The sequence below is a fragment of the Antarctobacter heliothermus genome (assembly GCF_900188425.1).
GTDB lineage: Bacteria > Pseudomonadota > Alphaproteobacteria > Rhodobacterales > Rhodobacteraceae > Antarctobacter > Antarctobacter heliothermus.
This window is the reverse complement of the sequence record NZ_FZON01000037.1, coordinates 31,231-50,923: the sequence shown is the minus strand read 5'-3', so window position 1 is coordinate 50,923 and position 19,693 is coordinate 31,231. Positions and strand designations below refer to the sequence as shown.

The 19,693-nt window shown below is 63.3% G+C and carries 21 protein-coding genes and 1 pseudogene; 6 read left to right on the top strand and 16 right to left on the bottom strand.

The genetic code is table 11. The features are described 5' to 3' along the window. Together istB and CHB90_RS17155 are read left to right on the top strand one after the other, a co-directional pair. Positions 1-218: pseudogene (istB, locus tag CHB90_RS17160) on the top strand (IS21-like element ISPkr1 family helper ATPase IstB); the annotation flags it as partial. A gap of 162 nt (positions 219-380) precedes the next feature. Beyond that, positions 381-959 carry a patatin-like phospholipase family protein gene (locus CHB90_RS17155; protein ID WP_212591616.1) on the top strand — a complete coding sequence of 193 codons (579 nt, stop codon included), beginning with the start codon at positions 381-383 and terminating at the stop codon, positions 957-959. 30 nt (positions 960-989) lie between these two features. Here CHB90_RS17155 and CHB90_RS26615 read toward each other — a convergent pair whose 3' ends face one another. Further along, on the bottom strand, positions 990-1,133 hold the full coding sequence (locus CHB90_RS26615; protein ID WP_170941102.1) for a hypothetical protein: 144 nt from the start codon (positions 1,131-1,133) through the stop codon (positions 990-992). After that, positions 1,130-1,663 (bottom strand): hypothetical protein, encoded by a 534-nt coding sequence (locus CHB90_RS17150; protein WP_089279080.1) that lies wholly within the window; start codon positions 1,661-1,663, stop codon positions 1,130-1,132. Before CHB90_RS17150 ends, CHB90_RS26615 begins: the two co-directional genes overlap by 4 nt. 395 nt (positions 1,664-2,058) lie before the next feature. Here CHB90_RS17150 and CHB90_RS17145 point away from each other — a divergent pair, with 395 nt between their 5' ends. From CHB90_RS17145 to CHB90_RS17135, 3 genes are read left to right on the top strand one after another with little or no spacing between them, the layout of a single operon-like run. Next, complete coding sequence (locus CHB90_RS17145) at positions 2,059-2,601, top strand: hypothetical protein (protein ID WP_089279079.1); 543 nt, start codon at positions 2,059-2,061, stop codon at positions 2,599-2,601. A 31-nt stretch (positions 2,602-2,632) separates the two neighbouring features. After that, complete coding sequence (locus tag CHB90_RS17140) at positions 2,633-3,622, top strand: YeeE/YedE thiosulfate transporter family protein (RefSeq protein WP_089279078.1); 990 nt, start codon at positions 2,633-2,635, stop codon at positions 3,620-3,622. Between the two features lie 59 nt (positions 3,623-3,681). Next, positions 3,682-4,503, top strand: a complete 822-nt coding sequence (locus CHB90_RS17135) for a C40 family peptidase (protein WP_089279077.1) — start codon at positions 3,682-3,684, stop codon at positions 4,501-4,503. Here CHB90_RS17135 and CHB90_RS17130 read toward each other — a convergent pair. From CHB90_RS17130 to CHB90_RS17075, 13 genes are all read right to left on the bottom strand, one after another. Continuing rightward, positions 4,492-4,863, bottom strand: coding sequence for a hypothetical protein (locus CHB90_RS17130; RefSeq protein WP_089279076.1), 372 nt, complete (start codon positions 4,861-4,863; stop codon positions 4,492-4,494). The genes CHB90_RS17135 and CHB90_RS17130 overlap by 12 nt on opposite strands. Continuing rightward, positions 4,860-5,510, bottom strand: a complete 651-nt coding sequence (locus tag CHB90_RS17125; RefSeq protein WP_089279075.1) for an ATP-binding cassette domain-containing protein — start codon at positions 5,508-5,510, stop codon at positions 4,860-4,862. The genes CHB90_RS17130 and CHB90_RS17125 overlap by 4 nt, the downstream gene beginning before the upstream one ends. After that, positions 5,507-7,213: an ABC transporter permease gene (locus CHB90_RS17120; protein ID WP_089279074.1), complete on the bottom strand. Its 1,707-nt coding sequence runs from the start codon at positions 7,211-7,213 to the stop codon at positions 5,507-5,509. The genes CHB90_RS17125 and CHB90_RS17120 overlap by 4 nt, the downstream gene beginning before the upstream one ends. Then, positions 7,210-8,391, bottom strand: coding sequence for an ABC transporter substrate-binding protein (locus CHB90_RS17115; protein WP_089279073.1), 1,182 nt, complete (start codon positions 8,389-8,391; stop codon positions 7,210-7,212). The genes CHB90_RS17120 and CHB90_RS17115 overlap by 4 nt, the downstream gene beginning before the upstream one ends. 72 nt (positions 8,392-8,463) lie before the next feature. Next, positions 8,464-9,078 (bottom strand): CDP-alcohol phosphatidyltransferase family protein, encoded by a 615-nt coding sequence (locus CHB90_RS17110; RefSeq protein WP_089279085.1) that lies wholly within the window; start codon positions 9,076-9,078, stop codon positions 8,464-8,466. Beyond that, entirely contained in the window at positions 9,075-9,317 is a 243-nt protein-coding gene (locus tag CHB90_RS26610) for a hypothetical protein (protein ID WP_170941101.1), read from the bottom strand. Before CHB90_RS26610 ends, CHB90_RS17110 begins: the two co-directional genes overlap by 4 nt. Positions 9,318-9,391: 74 nt before the next feature. After that, a complete protein-coding gene (locus CHB90_RS17105) occupies positions 9,392-12,388 on the bottom strand; it encodes an error-prone DNA polymerase (protein WP_089279072.1) in 2,997 nt (998 codons plus the stop codon). A 185-nt stretch (positions 12,389-12,573) separates the two neighbouring features. After that, positions 12,574-13,758 (bottom strand): amino acid aminotransferase, encoded by a 1,185-nt coding sequence (locus tag CHB90_RS17100; protein WP_089279071.1) that lies wholly within the window; start codon positions 13,756-13,758, stop codon positions 12,574-12,576. Between the two features lie 12 nt (positions 13,759-13,770). Then, complete coding sequence (sseA, locus tag CHB90_RS17095) at positions 13,771-14,631, bottom strand: 3-mercaptopyruvate sulfurtransferase (RefSeq protein ID WP_089279070.1); 861 nt, start codon at positions 14,629-14,631, stop codon at positions 13,771-13,773. A gap of 112 nt (positions 14,632-14,743) precedes the next feature. Next, positions 14,744-15,034: a hypothetical protein gene (locus tag CHB90_RS17090; protein WP_212591615.1), complete on the bottom strand. Its 291-nt coding sequence runs from the start codon at positions 15,032-15,034 to the stop codon at positions 14,744-14,746. Positions 15,035-15,139: 105 nt separating this feature from the next. Further along, positions 15,140-16,411 carry an alpha/beta fold hydrolase gene (locus tag CHB90_RS17085; protein ID WP_089279068.1) on the bottom strand — a complete coding sequence of 424 codons (1,272 nt, stop codon included), beginning with the start codon at positions 16,409-16,411 and terminating at the stop codon, positions 15,140-15,142. A gap of 84 nt (positions 16,412-16,495) precedes the next feature. Then, positions 16,496-16,972, bottom strand: coding sequence for an SsrA-binding protein SmpB (gene smpB, locus CHB90_RS17080; protein ID WP_089279067.1), 477 nt, complete (start codon positions 16,970-16,972; stop codon positions 16,496-16,498). 268 nt (positions 16,973-17,240) lie between these two features. Further along, positions 17,241-17,561, bottom strand: a complete 321-nt coding sequence (locus CHB90_RS17075; RefSeq protein WP_089279066.1) for a hypothetical protein — start codon at positions 17,559-17,561, stop codon at positions 17,241-17,243. A 466-nt stretch (positions 17,562-18,027) separates the two neighbouring features. Here CHB90_RS17075 and CHB90_RS17065 point away from each other — a divergent pair, with 466 nt between their 5' ends. Further along, the gene (locus CHB90_RS17065) at positions 18,028-18,732 is read left to right on the top strand and encodes a winged helix-turn-helix domain-containing protein (RefSeq protein WP_089279065.1); all 705 of its coding nucleotides are present in this window, start codon (positions 18,028-18,030) and stop codon (positions 18,730-18,732) included. Positions 18,733-18,743: 11 nt separating this feature from the next. Here the strand turns inward: CHB90_RS17065 and CHB90_RS17060 are convergent, their stop codons facing one another. Beyond that, positions 18,744-19,664, bottom strand: coding sequence for a sugar kinase (locus CHB90_RS17060; RefSeq protein ID WP_089279064.1), 921 nt, complete (start codon positions 19,662-19,664; stop codon positions 18,744-18,746). Positions 19,665-19,693: the final 29 nt, after the last annotated feature.

Sequence of the window (19,693 nt, the reverse complement as noted above, 5' to 3'; positions counted from 1 at the left end):
TCCCGTTTGCTCAGACCGGCGGCCAGCTGCTGTTCCACCTCGTCAGTCGTCTCTACGAGCGCACGTCCATCATCGTGACGACCAACCTCGACTTCGGTGAATGGCCATCGGTCTTCGGAGACGCCAAGATGACGACAGCGCTACTTGATCGCCTTACCCACCACTGCGACATCGTCGAAACCGGCAACGAGAGCTGGCGCTTCAAGACCAGGGAGTAACCCAGGCCCCGCTGGCCCGACGCGGCTGCGCTGTGTGATGGCTACACCGCATCGGGCCAGCTACCCCTGCGCAAAATAAGGGGGTCATTTTTGGGCGCCGATAGGGGGTCAGGATTGCGTGCCGATTGACACAGCATCCAGCTTTATATTTCGGCCACCAATGTGGAAACCGGCAAGGTTCAGGTTTTCGACAGCCGCTTGCTGACGGCAGATATGGTCATGGCCTCGGCCTGTCTGCCCAATATCTTCAAATCGGTGATCATCGACGGTGTGCCCTACTGGGACGGCGGATATATCGGCAACCCGGCCCTGTTTCCGTTTCATGCCGGTTCCGACACCGGCGACATCGTCGTCGTGCAGATCAATCCGATCGAACGCAAGGGTGTGCCGCGAACAGCTCAGGAGATTCAGAACCGCGTCAACGAGATCAGCTTCAACTCAAGCCTTCTCAAGGAATTGCGGGCAATCGATTTCGTGGCGCGGCTGATAGAAGATGGCAAGCTGGACGAGTCCCGTTATCGTCTGGAGCGTATCCACATCATCGAGAATGAAACGGCGCTGATGAAGATGGGGGCGTCGTCAAAAATGAATGCCGAGTGGGCGTTTCTGACCCACCTGCGCGATCTGGGGCGTGAGACGGCCGCGTCCTGGCTGGACCGGAACCATGCCGATATCGGCACACGTAGCACCGTGGATCTGCGCCGGATGTTTCAGGGGATCGGGCCGCAACATCAGGGGTAGCCGCGACGCAATGGACGTGCGGGCCTTTGATCACGGGAGTATGTCGATACCGAAGACCCAGACCGCCAGCGGCACCGGCATGACCGCCAACGCAACAGTCAAGGCCACTGCCGCGGGTTTGAAGAGACGGCTCAACCCGGTCAGGAACAGGATGCCGCCGCCACCGCCGATCACCGCATTCCCCGGCAGATTGACGATAGTCGCAGAACCAGATAGCGATACCGTGAGATCACGGGGCGCAGCCATTTTGGTGCGTGGTCGCGCAGCAGCATGACCCGTTCCTCTCGGCTGAGCGGGTGTATGTTCTCAAGCAAGGCGCAGGCACGGCGCATGCGCAAATCGGCCAATATCCGATGCAGGCGCACATAGGGCACCCATTCACCGGCCGCGTAGGCAAGCAACAGGCCTACAATTGTGGCAAGATAGATCCACGGAGCGATCCACGCCCCCTCGACGGCAAGCAGCATCAAACCGATTTCGATCCCTGGCGCAAAGGGAATGGCCAGAAGAAGCGCATAGGCGAGCAGCAGCGCAATCAACATGCCAAGCTGTGCACCGGGATGGATGTCCGAAGACCGCGCGGAAAACCAGCCGATCAACAGATGGACGCCGTAAGCGAGGATCAGCAAAAGGGTCAGTCGCCGGACGACCCGGAATACGCGGGCAATCGCCGAGTCCTGTGGCCTGTCGGGGAAATCACCCATGCGGGCCCGAAATGCGAAGGCAAGGCGCGTCGATCACGTCCGGATTGCCTTTTGGATCACGGTCCATGGCAAAGCCTTACAGGGTGACCATCGGCGAAAGGTTCCCTGCCCGAGGCGGCGATGCCTGTGCAGAATTCAGGCGTGACCGACGCAAAATGCGAAAGTTCCACAGGAACCGGGCATGGAATGAAATGCTTCATGGAGATCCTCCCAATCTGCATTCAGTGTCCATTCGCTATGGGAAGTAAAGAACAAGCCCCCGTATTCCTGGCAATGTGAGCGAGATTGAAACGGTTTCTCCAAAGGCCAGCGACCTCACGAACCTGTGTTGCCCTTCAGTGTAACATTCGGCGTTCCCGGTCGTCACCGAACTATGACAAACGGGAGGATATCAAATGAAACATTCATTAATTTCGGCCGCATTGGCGTTTTCGCTGGGTGGTACAGCGGGTCTGGCGCAGGACATGGCCTTTGGCTCCGATGCGGACCGTGACTATGCCGCAGAGATCTGGACCTACATGCAGGACAGCAAACTGGCCGGGCCGAACATGATCCGGACCTCTCCTTATGAGGGAACCGACCCGCATGGCATGATGCTGGAAACGTTCTACACCACGGCGACGATCAACGGGCGCGAAGGTGACCTGATCGTAAAACGCAACTTCGGTCCAGTCGGCGTGACCGAGGATGAGGTGTTGCGCGACCCGGATACCCATCTCGCCGCCCATACCATCATGTTTCGCCGCGAGGCGGGCTATGATCCCGAAAACGGGGACTGGTTCTGGGTGAAATACCTGCCAGACGGATCTCTGGACCAGACGCCCGATGGCATGGCAATGGCCGGACAAGTGGCCAAGGGCATGGATGAGGGTTGCATCGCCTGCCATCAGGGGGCGGGTGACGACATGGTGTTCACCTCTGACCACTTGGCGAACTAAGCCAGAGTGAGCCAACCCGCACCGGGATCTCATGACATCAATCTTGCTCTTGTCCCTGCTCATGGGCGTGATCCTCGGGGTCTCGGCGCATCGGGCCGGGCTATGCGCCGTCAAGGCGGTGGCGGAGGTGATGACCTCGGGCCGCGGCTGGATTCTGTGGTCGTTTCTAAAGGCCTCAATGTGGGTCTTCGGTTTCGCCGCGGTTGCGAACACGCTTACTGACGGCATAGCGCTGCGGCATTGGCCAATGAGCGCGACTGCTGTGCTGGGTGGCCTGATCTTCGGTCTCGGAGCCGGAGCAAACGGGGCGTGTAGCTTTTCGACGTTCGTGCGCTTGGCCGATGGTCATTTCGTCATGCTGTTCACGCTGGCGGGCTGGCCGCTTGGGATGCTCGGCGTGCATCTGTTATGGCCTGCGCTGCACCAGCCGCCAGTCCAGGCGCCCGGCGCCCCGGTCTGGTTTCTGGTCGCCATCGGTCCTTGGATGGTGTGGCAGGGCCTGCACATCCTGCGGCGTCTGCGCGACGAAGGATGGGCGCAATTGCGTGCTGCGCAGTGGCCCCTGTCCTTGTCCGTGACCTTGATCGCGATGGCGAATTTCGCGATTCTCGCTTCCGGATCAACCTGGTCGTTCACGTCGACAATGCTCTGCACGGTGCAGGCCGCGCCCTTGTCCGGCTGCGCACAAGGCACGTCCTTGTGGCTGGTCTCGGGGGCGGCGGTCCTGGGGATGATCGGCTCTGCCGTCCTGCGCGGATCGTACCAGTTGCGCCGCATTCGCATCAAGGCCGCTTTGCGCCACGGCTTGGCCGGGGTCGTCATGGGCGCGGGTGCAGCCCTGATCCCCGGAGGCAATGACGGCCTGATCCTGTTCGGCCTGCCCGCTCTGGCGCCTCATGCGCTGTCAAGCTGGCTGGCGATCATTGCCGGTGTCGCACTAGCCCTCATCCTGAGGCGCTTGGCTGGTCGGCCGATCCCGGTCATCTTTTGCGAAGGTGATATCTGCTGCGCCAGATTGTAACATTTCATCACAAGCGGAGTCTCCTTCGCACGGCCACGGCCCATGAAAGGCAGGTTTGGATGTCCGCCACGGTAAGAGACAGTTGCAATTCGTTTCTGAGCGGGGTTGGTCAACGTCTGGCCGGTTACCTGAACCGTCCGAGTGTTGGCTATACGCCTTTTACGCCCTCTGATTTTGACACGCTGTGTCGCACGCTACGCTCCGGCGATGTGCTTTTGGTCGAGGGTCAGGAACGGGTTTCCAACGCCATCAAGTACCTGACCCAATCCACATGGTCACATGCCGCGATGTACGTGGGGGACAGCCTTCCTGTTGCACCTGGTACCGCCGAGCCTCATCGCCTGATTGAGGTCAATCTGGGCGAAGGCTGCGTCTCGGCGCCGTTGTCGAAATACGCGCTTTTCAACACACGGATCTGCCGTCCAATCGGTCTGACGCCCGACGAACGCCGGGCTGTGACCGGTTTCATGACCGCGCGCATTGGCCTGAAATACGATCTGCGCAACGTCTTTGATCTGTTGCGCTACTTTTTTCCGACGCCGCCGGTGCCGGTGCGCTGGCGCAGGCGCATGCTGGCCTTCGGATCAGGCGACCCGACGCGGGCCATCTGTTCGTCATTGATCGCGCAGGCATTTCAGTCAGTCCGCTATCCGATCCTGCCCGATATGCGTGTGGTGAAAGCGCGCAGCGGTTCCAGGTATGCGCGTCGGGAAATTCTGCACATTCGCCACCACTCCCTGTTTGCGCCACGCGATTTCGATCTGTCACCCTATTTCCAGATCGTGAAGCCGCATCTGGCCGAGGGCTTCGACCCTCATCTGCTGGAGTGGTCTGCACAACCTGCGCCGGAACCAGAGCAGGTGGATATTTCAGCGGCGTAGAACGCGGGCCGCCAGCGCGCAAAGCGTCATGCAGAGCGCGGCCATGACGACAAACCAACCGAAAAACCAGACCAGCCCGGCAACAGCATTTTCGGCATAGGATGCAGCGAAAATGCTCTTGCCCTGTGTCACTGCCACCATTGCCAGGATCAGCGTGAGCCCACCCAGAGCCGCCATGCGACCGGACCGCATTCCGGCCCATCGCAAGCCGCCATACGCTAGCAGACCCGCTACGCTGCCGATTGCTCCGGTTTTGACCGCCCAGAACGGATGCGCGCCCAAGGCTTCGGGCAGCCCAAACGCGCTGCCCGCAATCAGGATGGCGGCGATGATCAAGGCGGTTGCGAGTTCAGCATTCATGGCGATATGAGTCCTTTCAGGGCAATGACGGGCCCTCCAGCGGCTGCGGCATCGTCGGGGTCGTGGGTGACCATCAGCGTCGGAACAGCCCGAGATTTTACATGATCGAAAGTGAATCGGCGCATCTCGCCGCGCAACCCAGCGTCGAGTTTCGAGAACGGCTCGTCCAGAAGCAGGGCCGCAGGCTCGGCCAGCAGGGTGCGCATCAATGCCGCTCGGGCGCGTTGACCGCCCGATAATGTGGCCGGGTCGCGTTCATAAAGTCCGGCCAGACCTCCCTGAGACAGCGCAGCCTCTACCGCTGCACGCCGGTGTGCGCGCCCGCGCAGGCTGGGTGGCAGACCAAAGGCCAAATTGTCCCCGATCGACAGATGCGGAAAAAGCAGCGCGTCCTGAAACATCAAGCCGATCCGCCGCGCCTCGGCGGGCAGGCCCGTCACGTCGCACCCGTTCAGGCGCACGGTGCCCGTCAGGTGAAACCCATGCGCCAGATGCCCGCCGATGGCGTCGAGCAGCGTCGATTTCCCCACGCCCGACGGCCCCATCACCGTGACCACATGGCCCGCCGGAACTTGCAGGCTCAGCGGCGAAAACAGCGCGCCGCCATGGGCCGACCGGATGGAAAGTGCGTCAAGATCAAGGCTCATGTGGCGGAGGCTCCGGACAGGGCGCGGCGGTTGCGGTGCAGGATCGCAGGGATCAATAAAGCGGCAAGGTAGGCGGCAAAGGGCAGTCCGGCCTGCAGCGTCGCGTAGACGCCGGTGACCCGGCGGTCGGACCCCGAGGACAGGGTCACCGCCTCGGTGGTCAGCGTCGCGACGCGGCCCGCGCCCATGAACAGCGTCGGCAGGTATTGCGCCACCGATACCGCCACGCCGATGGCGGTCGCGGTCAGGATCGGTCGTATCAGCACCGGCAGCTTGACCGCCCAGAGCCTGCGCCCCCGCCCCGAGCCAAGCGCCGCGGCGGCGTGGATCATGCGCGGGTCCAGCGCCCTCCAGGGGTCCGACAGCGCGATCATCACGTAAGGAAAGACGAACAGCACCTGCGCCCAGATCACCGCCGTGATGCCGCCCGACAGGCCGATTTGCAGGAAGCCCACATTCAACCCGTAGAGAAAACCGATCTGCGGGATCAGTAGCGGCAGATAGATCAGCGCCTCGGCCCAGGGGGCGCGGCTCCGGCGGGCTCTGTCCTCGCCTTCGAGCCAGGCAATCGCCAGCGCCAGCGACAGCCCCGCCGTCGCCCCGGCCAACAGCAGCGTCGTCGACAACGCCCGCATCCAGCCCCCCTGCGCGTTGGTCCACGGTTTCAGCGACCAGCTTTCCGGCAGGACTTGCGGAAACGACCACCGCCAGGCCAGCGACCAGACCACCAGCGACAGCATCGCCAGCAGACCGACCGCCATCATCGCCATCACCACCGCGCTGGCCGCCCAGAGCCCCGGCTCTGCCGACAACCCGCGCCCACCGCGCCTGATCCACCAGCGACCCAGCCTCTTGCCCACTTTCTCTGCGATCAGCAACAGGGCCACCGCGAGCCCGACAATCATCGCTTGCAGGATGGCCCCGGCTGACGCGGGCAGGATCATCGTCGGATCGGCATCCGTGAACCAGCGTGTCACCGCCACTGCCAGCGTTGGTGGGTTCGACGGGCCAAGGATGATCGCCATGTCCACGACCGACAGGGCATAGGCCAGCACCACCCAGACCGGCAACCGGATCAGCGGCCAGACCTGTGGCATGATGATCTTGATCCAGACGATCCCGCGCCCGTAGCCCAGCGCGCGTCCCGCCGCCATTTGGCGTGCCACGGGGATCTGGCTGAGCGCCGACAGGATCACCAGCAAGAGGAACGGCACCTCCTTGACCATCAACCCGAACGTCAGGGCAAGGCCCCAGCCATCGTTGACCGTAGCGAAGTCCGGCGGGCGATCCCACCCGGCGACGGGTGCCATCATCCGAGCGATCCAACCCGATGGGGCCATGACAAAGGCCAGCCCCACCGCCATGGCCGCATGCGGAATGGCCAGAAACGGCGTCAGCATCCGCGCCCCTGACGCAGAGGTCATCCGGGCATGAACCGCCGCGCAGAACCCAGTCGCCAGCAGCACCGACAGAAGGGTTGATCCAAGACCCGTGACAAGCGTCAGGCGCAGGCTGGTGGCAAAACCCGGCAGAGCGACCAACTCGTGCCACGAGTCCAGCGATGCCACGTTCCGCCCCAAGGCGGGCAGGATGCCCAATGCGGCGCGCCCGGTCTGCCACAGGCCAATGGCGATGGGGGTGATCAGGCCAAGCCCGACCACCGCCAGAACGCCAGCGCGCAGCAGGCGGCCTTCATGGCTCATTTCGTGTAGCGACGCGCCCACTCCTCGGTCAGCCGGGTCATCCAACTGGCATGCGGCTCCAGCAGCGTCGGGCCAAGGTCGGCCAGGGTTGGCAGCGCCGGAGCCGTCGGCAGGGCGGCAAAGGCATTGCTGGCGGCCTCATCCAGACGCGCCGGGTCGAGCACCGAGAACGCCCCCAGTACTTCGATATTCTGCATATGCGCCTGTGTCGCCGGATCGAGCAGGAAGTTCGCCACAACTTCCGCTCCTTCGACATTCGCCGCGTTGTAAGGGATGGAGACAAAGCTGATGTTGCCGATGCTGCCCCCCACGGGCACAAAGACTCGAGTCGTGTCGGGCAGAAGGCCATCGGCAATGGCGGCGGCGGTCGAGGCGGGATCGAAGGACATCGCAATGTCCACCTCACCGTCGTTCAGCAACTGTTGGAGCACGGACTCGTTCGCCGGATAGGTTTCGCCGCCGCGCCACAGGTTCGGGCGCAGCGCATCGTACCACGCCCAGAGCGGGGCGGTTGCCGCGTCAAAAGCCGCATCCGTGACTGGTTGTTGCAGCGCGGTCGTATCGGGTGTCAGCTCGATCAGCGCCTGCTTGAGAAAGGTCGCCCCCATGAAATTCGACGGATCCGGGTGGGTGACGCGCCCCGGATTAGCGGCTGCCCAATCTACAAAACCCGCCATTGTGCGTGGCGGCTCGGACGCGCGGGCGGAATCGTAGGTGAAGACGAACCGCGCCAGCCGCCATGGACTTTCCATGCCGTCCACCGGCACGGTGAAATCGACCGAGGCGGGCGATGTCGGCCCAAGGTTCAGATATCGCGCATTGGGCAGGTCGGCCACGAATGGCCGGTGCAGCAGCCCCTGTTGCTTCATCGCCAGAAAATTCGGCCCGTTGATCCAGATCAGATCAACGCTGCCACCCGCATCCTGACCGGCGGCCTTTTCGGAAATCACCCGGGTTACCGCCTCTGCGGTGTCGCTCAGCTTGACCTGAACCACGCTGACGCCGTAGTGCGTCTCGGTCTGCTCGCCAACCCAGGCAATAAAGGCGTTGGTGCGCGCATCGCCACCCCAGGCGTTCCAATAGACGGTCTGGCCACGGGCGGCATCCAGGGTCTGTTGCCAATCGGCGAGGGCCGGAGGTGCAAGCAATGAGAGGACGAGAGCGAGGGAAAGTTTCATCAGGTCACCGGAATGTGGTACAGTGTGTTTGGTCAAAGACTGCCCAACTGGCAATCTGTTACAACCTATCGATCAATTTCGCAGGGAAAACGCCCGCCAGCCCTGATGCCAGCGCAGCACTGTGGTCAGCGCACAGGCGACGGCATAGCCATAGGCCAGCATCGGGAAGACACTCGGAAACAGGCACATCGCCACAAAGACGGCGATGGTTTCAAAACCTTCGGTCAGGCCACCAAGGTAATAGATACCCTTGGCTGGATAGGCCTCAGCGCTTTCCCCGCGCTTAGCCGCAATGGCTGCGAACGCCAGGAATGATGACCCCGTTCCCACAAAGGCCGCGATCAGCACCGCGGCAGGCAGGCCATTCGTCGCCGGGTCGGCAAAAGCAAAGCCCAGCGGAAACAGTGCGTAAAAGACGAAATCGAGCGCTATATCCAGAAAAGCACCGCGATCTGTGGGGCTGGTCATCCGCGCCACGGCTCCGTCCAGCCCATCAGCCAGACGATTGAGGCCAAGAAGCGCCAGCGCCAGGCCAAAGGCACCGAAGGCCAGGGCTGGGACCGCAAGTACGCCCACGGAAAATCCCGCAAATGTCAGGTGGTCGGCGTGGATACCCCCAGCCGTCAGCCACCGGGCGGGCGGAGCCAGCACATGCCGCTGGACGGGTAGAAGTGCCGCGTCGATCACCCCGATCTCCTGTAGTGCAAGTGTTTCATCCGGGCTGGCCCCCTTGGGTTCAGATGCGCGCGCCAACGGCTTTTGACCAGATATTGCAGTATTGGTTTTGAAACATGTCGCGCCACTGTCAGCGATGCCTCTTCTTTTTCCATCGTTTCATGAGGACGGATGAGATCCGGAAACGTTACAGATCTTTCTTGAGCCGAAATATCCAGTTTCGAGGTCATTTGAATGTCGGCTTCAGCCATTCGGCGATGTAGCTTACGCTGCCGCAGCGAACTTCCGTTTCCCGCCCAACGCGCCCACTTCCGGCGTCTCCCCCTCACTCCCCCCTGTCCAACGGGCTGGGCAAATCCCTCGGGTGTCTCGGCCTGCTGCGGGCGAGGTCTGCCCGAACTTCGGCGGCGGTGGGTTCGGCCTCAGTCACCTCTGGCTTGCCCATTTCGGGCGTCAGGATGTGCCGCAGCAGGGCGACGGGGTGGGCGCGCAGGGTCAGGCGCATGGCGACGTAATCCTCGACCACCTGTTCGCCCTCGGTCATTTCGGGCAGGTGGGCGGCGACCTCGGGGATCGCCTCACCGTCCATGTCGCGGGAAAACAGCGGCAGATCTCCGCCTTTTATCAGGGCTTTGGCCTCCCACAGGGCGGCGCGGCGGGTCAGGTTCAGGTCGGCGAAGACATCCGCCTCTGCCAGTCGCGCCAACACCGAGGGTTGCAGCCCCGCGCGCCGCCAGACGTCCTGCACCGAGCGGTAGCCATTGCCGCGCGCCGACGTCATCCATGCGGCGTCCTCCTCCGACAGGCCCTTGATCTGGCGAAACCCAAGGCGCAGGGCAAGGCCGCCGCTGCCGTCCGGCTCCATCACGTTGTTCCAATAGCTGTGGTTGACGCAGACGCGCCGCACCCGCACCCCATGTTCGCGGGCGTCGCGGACGATCTGCGCGGGCGCGTAAAACCCCATCGGCTGCGAGTTCAGCAACGCGCAGGCAAAGATCCCCGGATGATGGCATTTGAGCCAGGCAGAGGCATAGACCAGCAGGGCAAAGCTGGCGGCGTGGCTTTCGGGGAAGCCATACGATCCAAAGCCCTCGATCTGGCTGAAACAGCGTTCGGCAAAGCCGCTGTCATAGCCCTTTTGCGCCATGCCGCGCAGGAAGAGGTTGCGAAATTCGCTGACATTGCCGTGCTTCTTGAAGGTGGCAAGGGAGCGGCGCAGGCGGTCGGCCTGTTCGGGGGTAAAGCCCGCGCCAACAATGGCGATCTGCATGGCTTGCTCTTGGAAGAGGGGAACGCCGAGGGTCTTGCCCAGCACCTCTCCCAACTCATCGGAGGGGAATTCGACGCGCTCCTCACCGTTGCGGCGGCGGATGTAGGGGTGGACCATGTCGCCTTGGATCGGGCCGGGGCGGATGATGGCGACCTCGATCACCAGATCGTAGAAGTTGCGCGGCCGCATGCGGGGGAGAAAGTTCATCTGCGCGCGGGATTCGACCTGAAAGACACCGACACTGTCCGCGCGGCAGAGCATGTCGTAAACGGCGGGATCCTCGGGCGGCAGGGTGGCAAGCGTGTGGCGTGGCCCGTGATGGGTGGCGATCAGGTCGAACGCCTTGCGGATGCAGGTGAGCATGCCAAGGCTGAGGACATCGACCTTGAGAATGCCCAGCGCGTCGATGTCATCCTTGTCCCAACAGATGACGGTGCGCCCCTCCATCGCGGCGTTTTCGATCGGGACAAGTTCGTCCAGCCGCCCCTCGGTGATGATGAAGCCGCCGACATGTTGGGACAGGTGGCGGGGAAAGCCGATGATCTCATAGATCAGCTCCATGGTCAGTTGCAGGCGGCGGTCATCCGGATCAAGGCCGATCTCGGCCATGCGCTGCCGTTCCAGCCCCTTGGTGGAAAAGAACCCCCAGAGCTGTGAGGACAGCGCACCGATGGTGTCCTGGGACAGGCCCATGGCGGTGCCGACCTCGCGAATGGCGCGCTTGCCCCGGTAATGGATGACGGTGGCGCAGAGGCCGGCGCGGTGGCGGCCATAGGTCTCATAGATGTGCTGGATCACCTCCTCCCGCCGCTCATGTTCGAAATCGACGTCGATGTCGGGCGGCTCATCCCGCGCCTCTGATACGAAACGCTCAAACACCATGGTGCCGATTTCGGGGCTGACCGAGGTGACGCCAAGACAATAACAAACCACGGAATTGGCGGCACTCCCGCGCCCCTGACACAAGATCCCGCGCGATCGGGCAAAGGCGACGATGTCACGGACGGTCAGGAAATAGGGCTCGTAGTTCAGCTTGCCGATCAGGGCCAATTCATGCTGCAACAGCGCCTGCACCTTGTCCGACGCCCCCTGCGGATAGCGCCACTTTAGCCCCTCATAGGCCAGACGCGCCAACCGCCCGCCCGCCGTCTCGCCGCCGGTGATCTCGGACGGGTACTCATAGCGCAACGACCCGATGTCAAAACCACACCGTGCAGCCAGCGCACCGGCACGGTCCACAGCCCCCTCATGCGCCCCCAACAGGCGGCGCATCTCTGCCTCCGAGCGCAGCCGCTGTTCGCCATTGGCCAGCGCGGCACGGCCCAGCCGCTCTACCCGCGTGCCGGTGCGAATCGCACTCAACACATCGGCCATCCGGCGGCGGCGCCCGTGGTGCATGACCGGCGCGGCTGTTGCCACGGTCGGCAAACCCAACCCCTCGGCCAACCGCACCAACAGGTCAAACCGCCCCCGATCCTCCCCGTCATACCGTGGGGCCAACGCCAGATGCATCCGCCCGCGATGCACCCGCACCAAGCCCGCCACCCGATCGCGCCAGCCCGCCTCCGGGACAACCGGCACATGCAGAACAAACGCCATCCCCTCCGCCGCCTCGGGCAGATCCGACAGCCGCAACCGGCAATCGCCCTTAGCCGCCCGCAAACGCCCCGCCGACAACATCCGGCACAACAACGTCCACCCGGCGCGCGTGGCCGCCAGCGCCGTCATCTCGACCCCTTCCTCAAACACCAACCGCGCGGCAGGGATCAGCCGTGGCACATTGCGCACCGGCGCACGCGGCGGCGCAGGCAAACCCGGCGGCGCCGGCGGACCAATCAGCCCGCCCTCCGCCTCCAACTGCTCCAACTCGGCCACCTGGCGCGCAATCTCACGCGCCGCGCTGAACGCCCGCACAATCCCCGCAACCGAATTCACATCCGCCACGGCAATGGCGGACAGCCCCATCAGGGCAGCCCGCTCCATATATTCCTCCGGGTGCGATGCCCCGGTGAGGAAGGTGAAATTCGAGGTGATGCAAAGCTCGGCGAACATGACAGGACATATATTCCCGTTTTGTTCTCATTTCGAGTCTCCAAAAATCACCACACAGCCCCGGGGTCAGACCCCAGTTTCTTCTGTCCAAAAATATCCCCGCCGGAGGCAAACCCCGAGGCAGGCGGCCAAAGGCCGCCAACGAGATATCAAGCGCGGGCCCCGCAGGGCCCCGCCCCTTTGGATCAGACGCCCGCTTTGATGATTGCTTCGGCCAGCAATGGCACGGTCTGCGCGTTCAGACCGGCGATGTTCATGCGCGAATCGCCCACCATGTACACGCCCGAGTCCGCGCGCAGCGTCTCGACCTGCTCGGGGCTGGCGCCCAGACGTGAGAACATGCCGCGGTGCTGGGCAAGAAAGCCGAACCGGTCCGACCCGGACAGGCGTTGCAACTCGCCTGCCAGCTTTTCGCGCAGGGCCAGCATCCCGGTGCGCATCTCTTCCAGTTCCGCTTTCCAGTCGGCGCGCAGCGCGTCGTCGGTCAGCACCATGGTCACCAGACGCGCGCCGTGGTCCGGCGGAAAGGAAAAGTTCTGCCGGTTGAGATAGTTCAGCGTGCCCTGATTCAGCTTTTTCGCGCCCCCGTCCTGCGCCACGGCCATCAGCAGGCCGGTGCGTTCGCGGTAGATGCCAAAGTTCTTCGAACACGACGCCGCGATCAGGCATTCAGGCACGGACGAGGCCACCATGCGCACCGCCTGCGCGTCTTCCTCCAGCCCGTCACCAAAGCCCTGATAGGCAAGGTCCACCATCGGCGTGGCGCCGGTCTGGTTCAGCAGGTCGATCACCGCCTGCCATTGGGTCACGTTCAGGTTGGCGCCCGTGGGGTTGTGGCAGCAGCCGTGCAGCAGCACGATGTCGCCTTTGCCCGCCTGCGCCAGATCCGCCATCATGCCGTCGAATTTCACGCCGCCGGTGTCATTGTCGAAATAGCGGTACATCACCGTCTCGATCCCCATGTGCTTGAGGATCGACAGGTGGTTTGGCCATGTCGGGTCGCTGACGAACACCCGCACATCGGGGTTGGCCATCTTGGCCATGTCAAAGGCCTGACGCACCGCGCCGGTGCCGCCCGGCGTGGCCGCCGCCGCCACGTTGTCGCGCGCCACCGCATCGCCCAGCACCAGCGCCACCATCGCATCGGCAAAGCCGGGATCACCCGCCAGCCCGGTATAGGCCTTGGTCTGTTCCGCCTGCCACAGCTGCTGTTCGGCGGCTTTGATCGCGCGCATGATCGGTGTGTTGCCGCTTGCGTCCTTGTAGACGCCGACGCCAAGGTCGATCTTGCCGTCGCGCGGGTCCTCGCGGAACGCCTGCATCAGCATCAGGATCTTGTCGGCGGGTTGTTCCTTGATCGTCTCGAACATGTTTTTCTCCGGTCAGTCGGCGGGCCCCGTGGCGACGGGCAGCGTCGCGAATGCGCCCCACTCTGCCCACGAGCCGTCATAAAGTGAATGGTCTGTCTTGCCGATGCGTTCCATCGCAAGGCTGAGGATTGCCGCCGTCACGCCCGACCCGCAGGTGGTGATCGCCGGTTTCGACAGGTCGACGCCCGCGGCGTCAAAGACCGCGCGCAGGGCATCGTTGTTCTTGAGCGTGCCGTCGTCCGCCAGCAAATCCTGGAAGTAGACGTTTTTCGATCCGGGGATATGGCCCGCGCGCAGGCCCTCACGCGGCTCTGGTGCCGTCCCGGCAAAGCGCGCCGGGGACCGGGCGTCGATCACCTCGGTGTTTTTCAGCTTGGCTGCGGCGGACACCTGCGTGACGTCGCGCACAAGGTGGGCTTGTCGGCGGACGGTCATGTGACGGTCGCGCACGATCGGGTCCATATCCTCGACCGGGCGGCCCTCGGCCTGCCATTTGGCAAAGCCGCCGTCCAGCACGGCGATGTCGTCCTTGCCCATCAGTTTGAACAGCCACCAGACGCGGGGCGCGGAAAACATCCCCAAACCGTCGTAGACCACCACCTGATGGCCGTCACCGACGCCCATGGCGCGCAGGCGCGACATGAATTTCTCCGGCGGCGGGGCCATGTGCGGCAGGTCCGACCGGGCATCGGACACATCATCAATGTCAAAGTAGCGCGCGCCGGGGATGTGCCCGGCGGCATAGTCTGTACGCGCGTCCCGGTTCATGGCAGGCAGATACCAGCTGGCATCCAGCACCCGCAGATCGGGGTCGTTCAAGTGTTGCGCCAGCCATTCGGTCGAGACAAGCGTCTTGGGATCGTCAACGAACATGGGTCTCCCTCACCGTGATACCCATGTGATTAGGCAAGAGGGCAGGTGCTTGCAAGCGCGTCGCGCCTGCCATCCGGTCCCCGGGGCGGAAATGCCGCCCCGGAGGCAGGCATTACTTGCTCAGCATGCCGCGCAGCGCGCTGACAATCGCCAGCACCACGCCGCCCCCGGCACCGCCGGCGGCGACCTGACCGATGATTGCGCCGATGTCCAGACCGCCCGCGCCGCCTGCCGCTCCGGCCAGATCGGGTGCGCCCAGCATCCCCAGGAGCGTGCCGCCCAGCCCACCGCCGACAATGCCCGAGATCGAGTTGATCAGCGTGCCCTGGTTGATGTTCTTGACCACTCCGCCTGCGACGTTGCCACCCACCGCGCCCGAGATCAGTGCAATAATCAGTTCCATATCCATACCCTCTGCTGTCCCACCGTGGGATACGGCATGCCTATCCCGACGCGGTATCGCACGGCACGGGAATGCAGACTGCGCTTTCCCCGCACCGGGCCCACGTCAACGTCCGTGGCGCAGAAAGAAGCCCTCGACCATGTCCAGCGCGGCATTCCGTTCGCGGTCGCGTTCCTTGTAGATCTCGTGGAAGGCACCGTTGATGGCCGAGAACTGGCAGGCATAGCCCTTGTCCGCCGCAAGGCTGGCGGCGTTCAGGTCGTCGCAGAACCCGGTGTGGCGGGACAGGTCCGGCGGCGCATCAAACACGCCGGGGTATTGCCGGTAGGCGCGCAGATCCCGCGTGCCGCTCAGCAGCAGGATCGGGGTATCGACCATGCGCGCCAAGTTTTCGGGCGCGCGCATGTCGCGCAGAAACCGGACAGAGCCGCGCGCCCATTTGTTGGTGGTGCCGCCGATCTGCGGCCCGTCCCAGTTCTCACCGGCGTATTCCTCCGCGCGAATTCCGCTCCAGTCAAAGCTGTCCCACATTCGGGTGCGCAGGGCAAAGCGGGCGCGGCTGCGGGTCATCATTTCCTCTGCGTCCGGCTCAAAACGGCGGGTGCCGGGTTCATAGGCGCCAAACGTCCGGGCCGAGGCATAGTCGCGGCACAATGCGCCATTCCACAGCCAGGCCACCGCGCAGCGCCACCAGCCCTGCACCGCCACGCCGGTTTCGGAATAGATCCGCAGGTTGAGCCATCGGGGCGGTTTGTCGGTGTAGCTGATGTAGTTCACATGGATCATCGCACTGACGAGGGCAGCGGCGTCAAAGGGTGTGTCACCGCCGACCTGCTGCAAATAGCCGATGGCGATGGCCCCTCCCATGGAGTTCGAGGTCAGGAACAACGGCAGGTCAGACGCCGCGCCCAGCGCCAGCAAATCAGCCTCGACCGCCGCGACAAACTGGGCAAAGTCCAGAATGTAGTCGTCAAAATCCTCGACGTGGCTCTTGTCGGGATCCGCCAGCAGGCGCGGCGACAGGCCCTGCCCGCGATGGTCGATCACATAGACCGGGGCAAAACCGCGTGCGATGAAATCAATCGCGGTTTCGGCATATTCATACGATGGTTCGCTGCGGCCCGGCGCGATCACCAGCGCGCCCTTGGCCCCCGGCGCACAGCCAAAGCGGCTGTAACGCAGGCGATAGCCGTCGTGGTGCATGGTCAGAACGCGCCGTTCCCAACCCGGCAGGGTGGTGGCCGGTTCAGTGCTGACCTGCGTGCAATCGGCATCCCGCGAAAGATAGGCCACCGTCTTTTCCAGGACCGTGGTTTCATCCAGCGCCATCACCGGCGTGGCCAAAAGCGTCAAAAGGACAAACAGGAAATGTCTCAATGCCAAAGCGCCCCAAATCGTTCGCACCTGTGCCAACGGCTCACCGACAGGAAATCACCTGACGCCACTCAACGTCAAGGAGAGTCAGTGACGCTCTTTCAAAAGGCGTTGTTTCTGGCGGGCCCAGTCGCGCTTGGCCTCTGTCTCACGCTTGTCGTGGTTCTTCTTGCCCTTGGCGATGCCGATCTTCATCTTGGCGATGCCCTTGTGGTTGAAGTACATGACCAGCGGGACCAGCGTCATACCCTCACGCTGGGTGGCGTTCCACAGCCGCGACAGCTCTTTCTTGGAGACCAGCAGCTTGCGCCGCCGCCGTTCCTCATGGCTGAACATGGCCCGTTCGTACGGAGCGATGTACCCGTTCACCAGCCACAGTTCGCTATCCTCGACCGCCGCATAGCTTTCGGCGATGTTGGTGGTGTTCTCGCGCAGGGATTTCACCTCTGATCCGGTCAGGATGATACCGCATTCGATATCGTCCTCGATCGCGTAATCGTAACGCGCGCGCCGGTTTTCGGCGATTACCTTGTAGTTCGGGTCGGACTTGGGTTTCTTGGCCATGGTCCGTCTAGATAGTCACGGATACCGGGCGTGTCCACTGGCTGCCATGCCGTCACCTGCTGCGGCCGGTCGAATAACCGCAAAGCGCCAGTATCGGCACATGGCACTGTGCCTGCTGCGAACTGTGTCTGCTGCGCCATGCCAAAGCGGATCGGCACCTGATCAGGGATCAAGGGGCCCTGCATCCGACAAGCAAAGGCCCCGGACGGTGACGCCCGGAGCCGTTCCCCCGCCTTGCGCGGGGCTGCTCGAAATCTGTCGGCTGGGTTTACCAGCAGCGGTTGTGGCGACCGTTGCCCCGACGGCAGTTGTCGCGACGCCCGTTCCGCTGGTTCCATTTTCCGCCATTGCGGTGGTTGTGGCGGTAGACCTTGCGGTGGTTGTTGTATTTGCGGTGCGTGTTGTGCTGACGCACGACGCGGCCCCGATTGTTGTTTTCAAGCGCCTGACCAAGGATGTAGAGTCCGATGGCGGCCCCGACAAAGCGTTTGGCGTTCTTGTTGTGTCCGGCCTCAACCGGCGAGGCTGCGGCCAGCGACATGACGAGCGCGCCAGCGGCGAGCAGGGAGGTGATGAAACGTGCAGACATGGGTCAATTCCTTTCGACTGAATGCATGGGAGATCCGTCAAGTCAGGAACTCCGCACCCCACGCTCGCTCCGATCTGTCCGGCTGGGCAATATCAGGCCCCTGATATTGGATAACCGCTGTGCCAGCCCCTTCTGGTTATTGAATTTCTCAGGTTGAGAGGGCAGGTTGAAACAATGTTCCAGATTGGTCGCATCATCATGCCTTCAACCCTCTTGCGCCGCCTTTTGGCGGCCTTGGTGCTTGTCACACTTGCGCTGCCCAGCGCCGCGGCTGCGGACTGCTATGTGCATTACAAGGCCAAGCGCACCAATCCATACGGCTTGCACTATGGAATCGTTCGGGTGTCCGGGGGATGCCCGTCGTCGCCCGGCGCGCTTGTCCAGTCCCGGATTTCCTCCGGTGGCTGGACCATATTGAACGTGGTAAAGGTAACGACCTCTTCTCCAAGTTCATCGGAAAGACGCAGTGCAGGCTCACACTATTACCGCTAGCGAAAGCCGCCGCTCGGGCGCACGGATCGTAACCGGGGGCATCATTGCCATCGTGGCGATTCTGGCGATAGCCGGGGTGCTGCTGATCTTTACCCTGCCCGACGCCAACGCGTTCAATGGGCGGGTCGAGCGGATCTTTATCGAGAACGACAACCTGACCAGCCGGGCCGAGGTGACGCTGCTGGAGATCCTCGCCCAATCCGGCACCGCGTTTTCCGACGTTTTGGCCAGCTATCGGTTGGTGATCTATTTGTTGTTGGTGTTTGCCGCCGCCCTGCTGGTGGCGGCGCTGGTCTTTCTGGTCATGCTGGTGTCGCTGAACCGGCGCATGGCGCAGATCGAACGGTCCGGGATCGAGGTCAGTTCGCTGATCATCTCGCGTGAGGAAAACACGGTTTACCTCAACACCATGGGGTTCAAGCTGACCGAGGCGATGATGGAAACGCTGTCGGTGCTGGCAGAGGCGCGGCTGGACGATGAGATGTTGTCCGGCAGCCAGATCGAATCGATGATTTCCGGCAAGGCCGAGGCCGACTGCGATGAGGCCGCAGGCGCCACCCGGATCAAGCGGCTGCGCGACGGGCTGGGCAACCAGATGGTCAGCGAACTGTTGGTCAAGAACATCGCCCGGCGCGGCTATATGTTGGCCATCGACAAGGGTGTGATCGAGATGGTCTAGCGCCGCTGCCGCTATGTCAGCGGCACCAGCGCCCCCTTGTGGCCGATCACCCTGGCCGCCACCCGCGCGCCGGACAGGATGGCCTGATCCACTGGCAGACCCGATGCGCGCCCGGCCAGAAACCCGGCGTTGAAACTGTCGCCCGCAGCGGTCGTATCGACCACCACCTGTGCGACGGGCGGCGTCACCACCCCCTGCCCACCACCGCTGCGATAGTGAACCGGCCCGGCGCCGTTCTTGACGATGACCGTTTCGGCCCCGGCGCGCAGATAGCGGTCCGCCGTGGCGTCCGGATCGGCATCCCCGAAATGCACGGCCTCATCGTCGAAGGACGGCAGCACGATATCGCTGACCTGCGCCGCGGCCATGATGGTCTGCGTCATCTCTGGTGCCGTGGCCCAGAGCCGGGGCCGCAGGTTGGAATCAAAGGCAATTGTGCGCCCCGCCCGGCGGGCTTGTGCGACAGCATCCAGCAGCGTCGCCCGCCCTGCGGCGTCAAGGATCGCCAGCGTGATCCCCGAGAAATAGATCAGGCCCGTTTCCGCCATGGCGCGGTCCAGCGCCCCCCGGTCGCAGGCCAGCAGCCGCGCGGCAGAACTGTCGCGCCAATAGGAAAAGCTGCGCTCACCATCCTTGAGGCTGATGAGATACATACCCACCGACCGCTCCGGGTCGCGGGCGACATGGGTCGTGTCGACCCCGGCGGTGCGCATCATCGCCACCATGCGATCCGACAGGCTGTCCTGCCCCACGCGGGTGAAATACCGCACCTCGGCCTCTGCCACTAGTTGACGCAGATAGAAGGCGGTGTTGAACGTATCGCCCGCAAACCCCAACCGTAGCTGGTCAGCGGATTCGCCGGGGGCCAGTTCGGCCATACATTCGCCAATCGCAAGAAACCGCAGAGGCGCGGGTGTGGTGCTCTGGGTCATGATCCCTCACATATAGAGTTGTGCCGCCG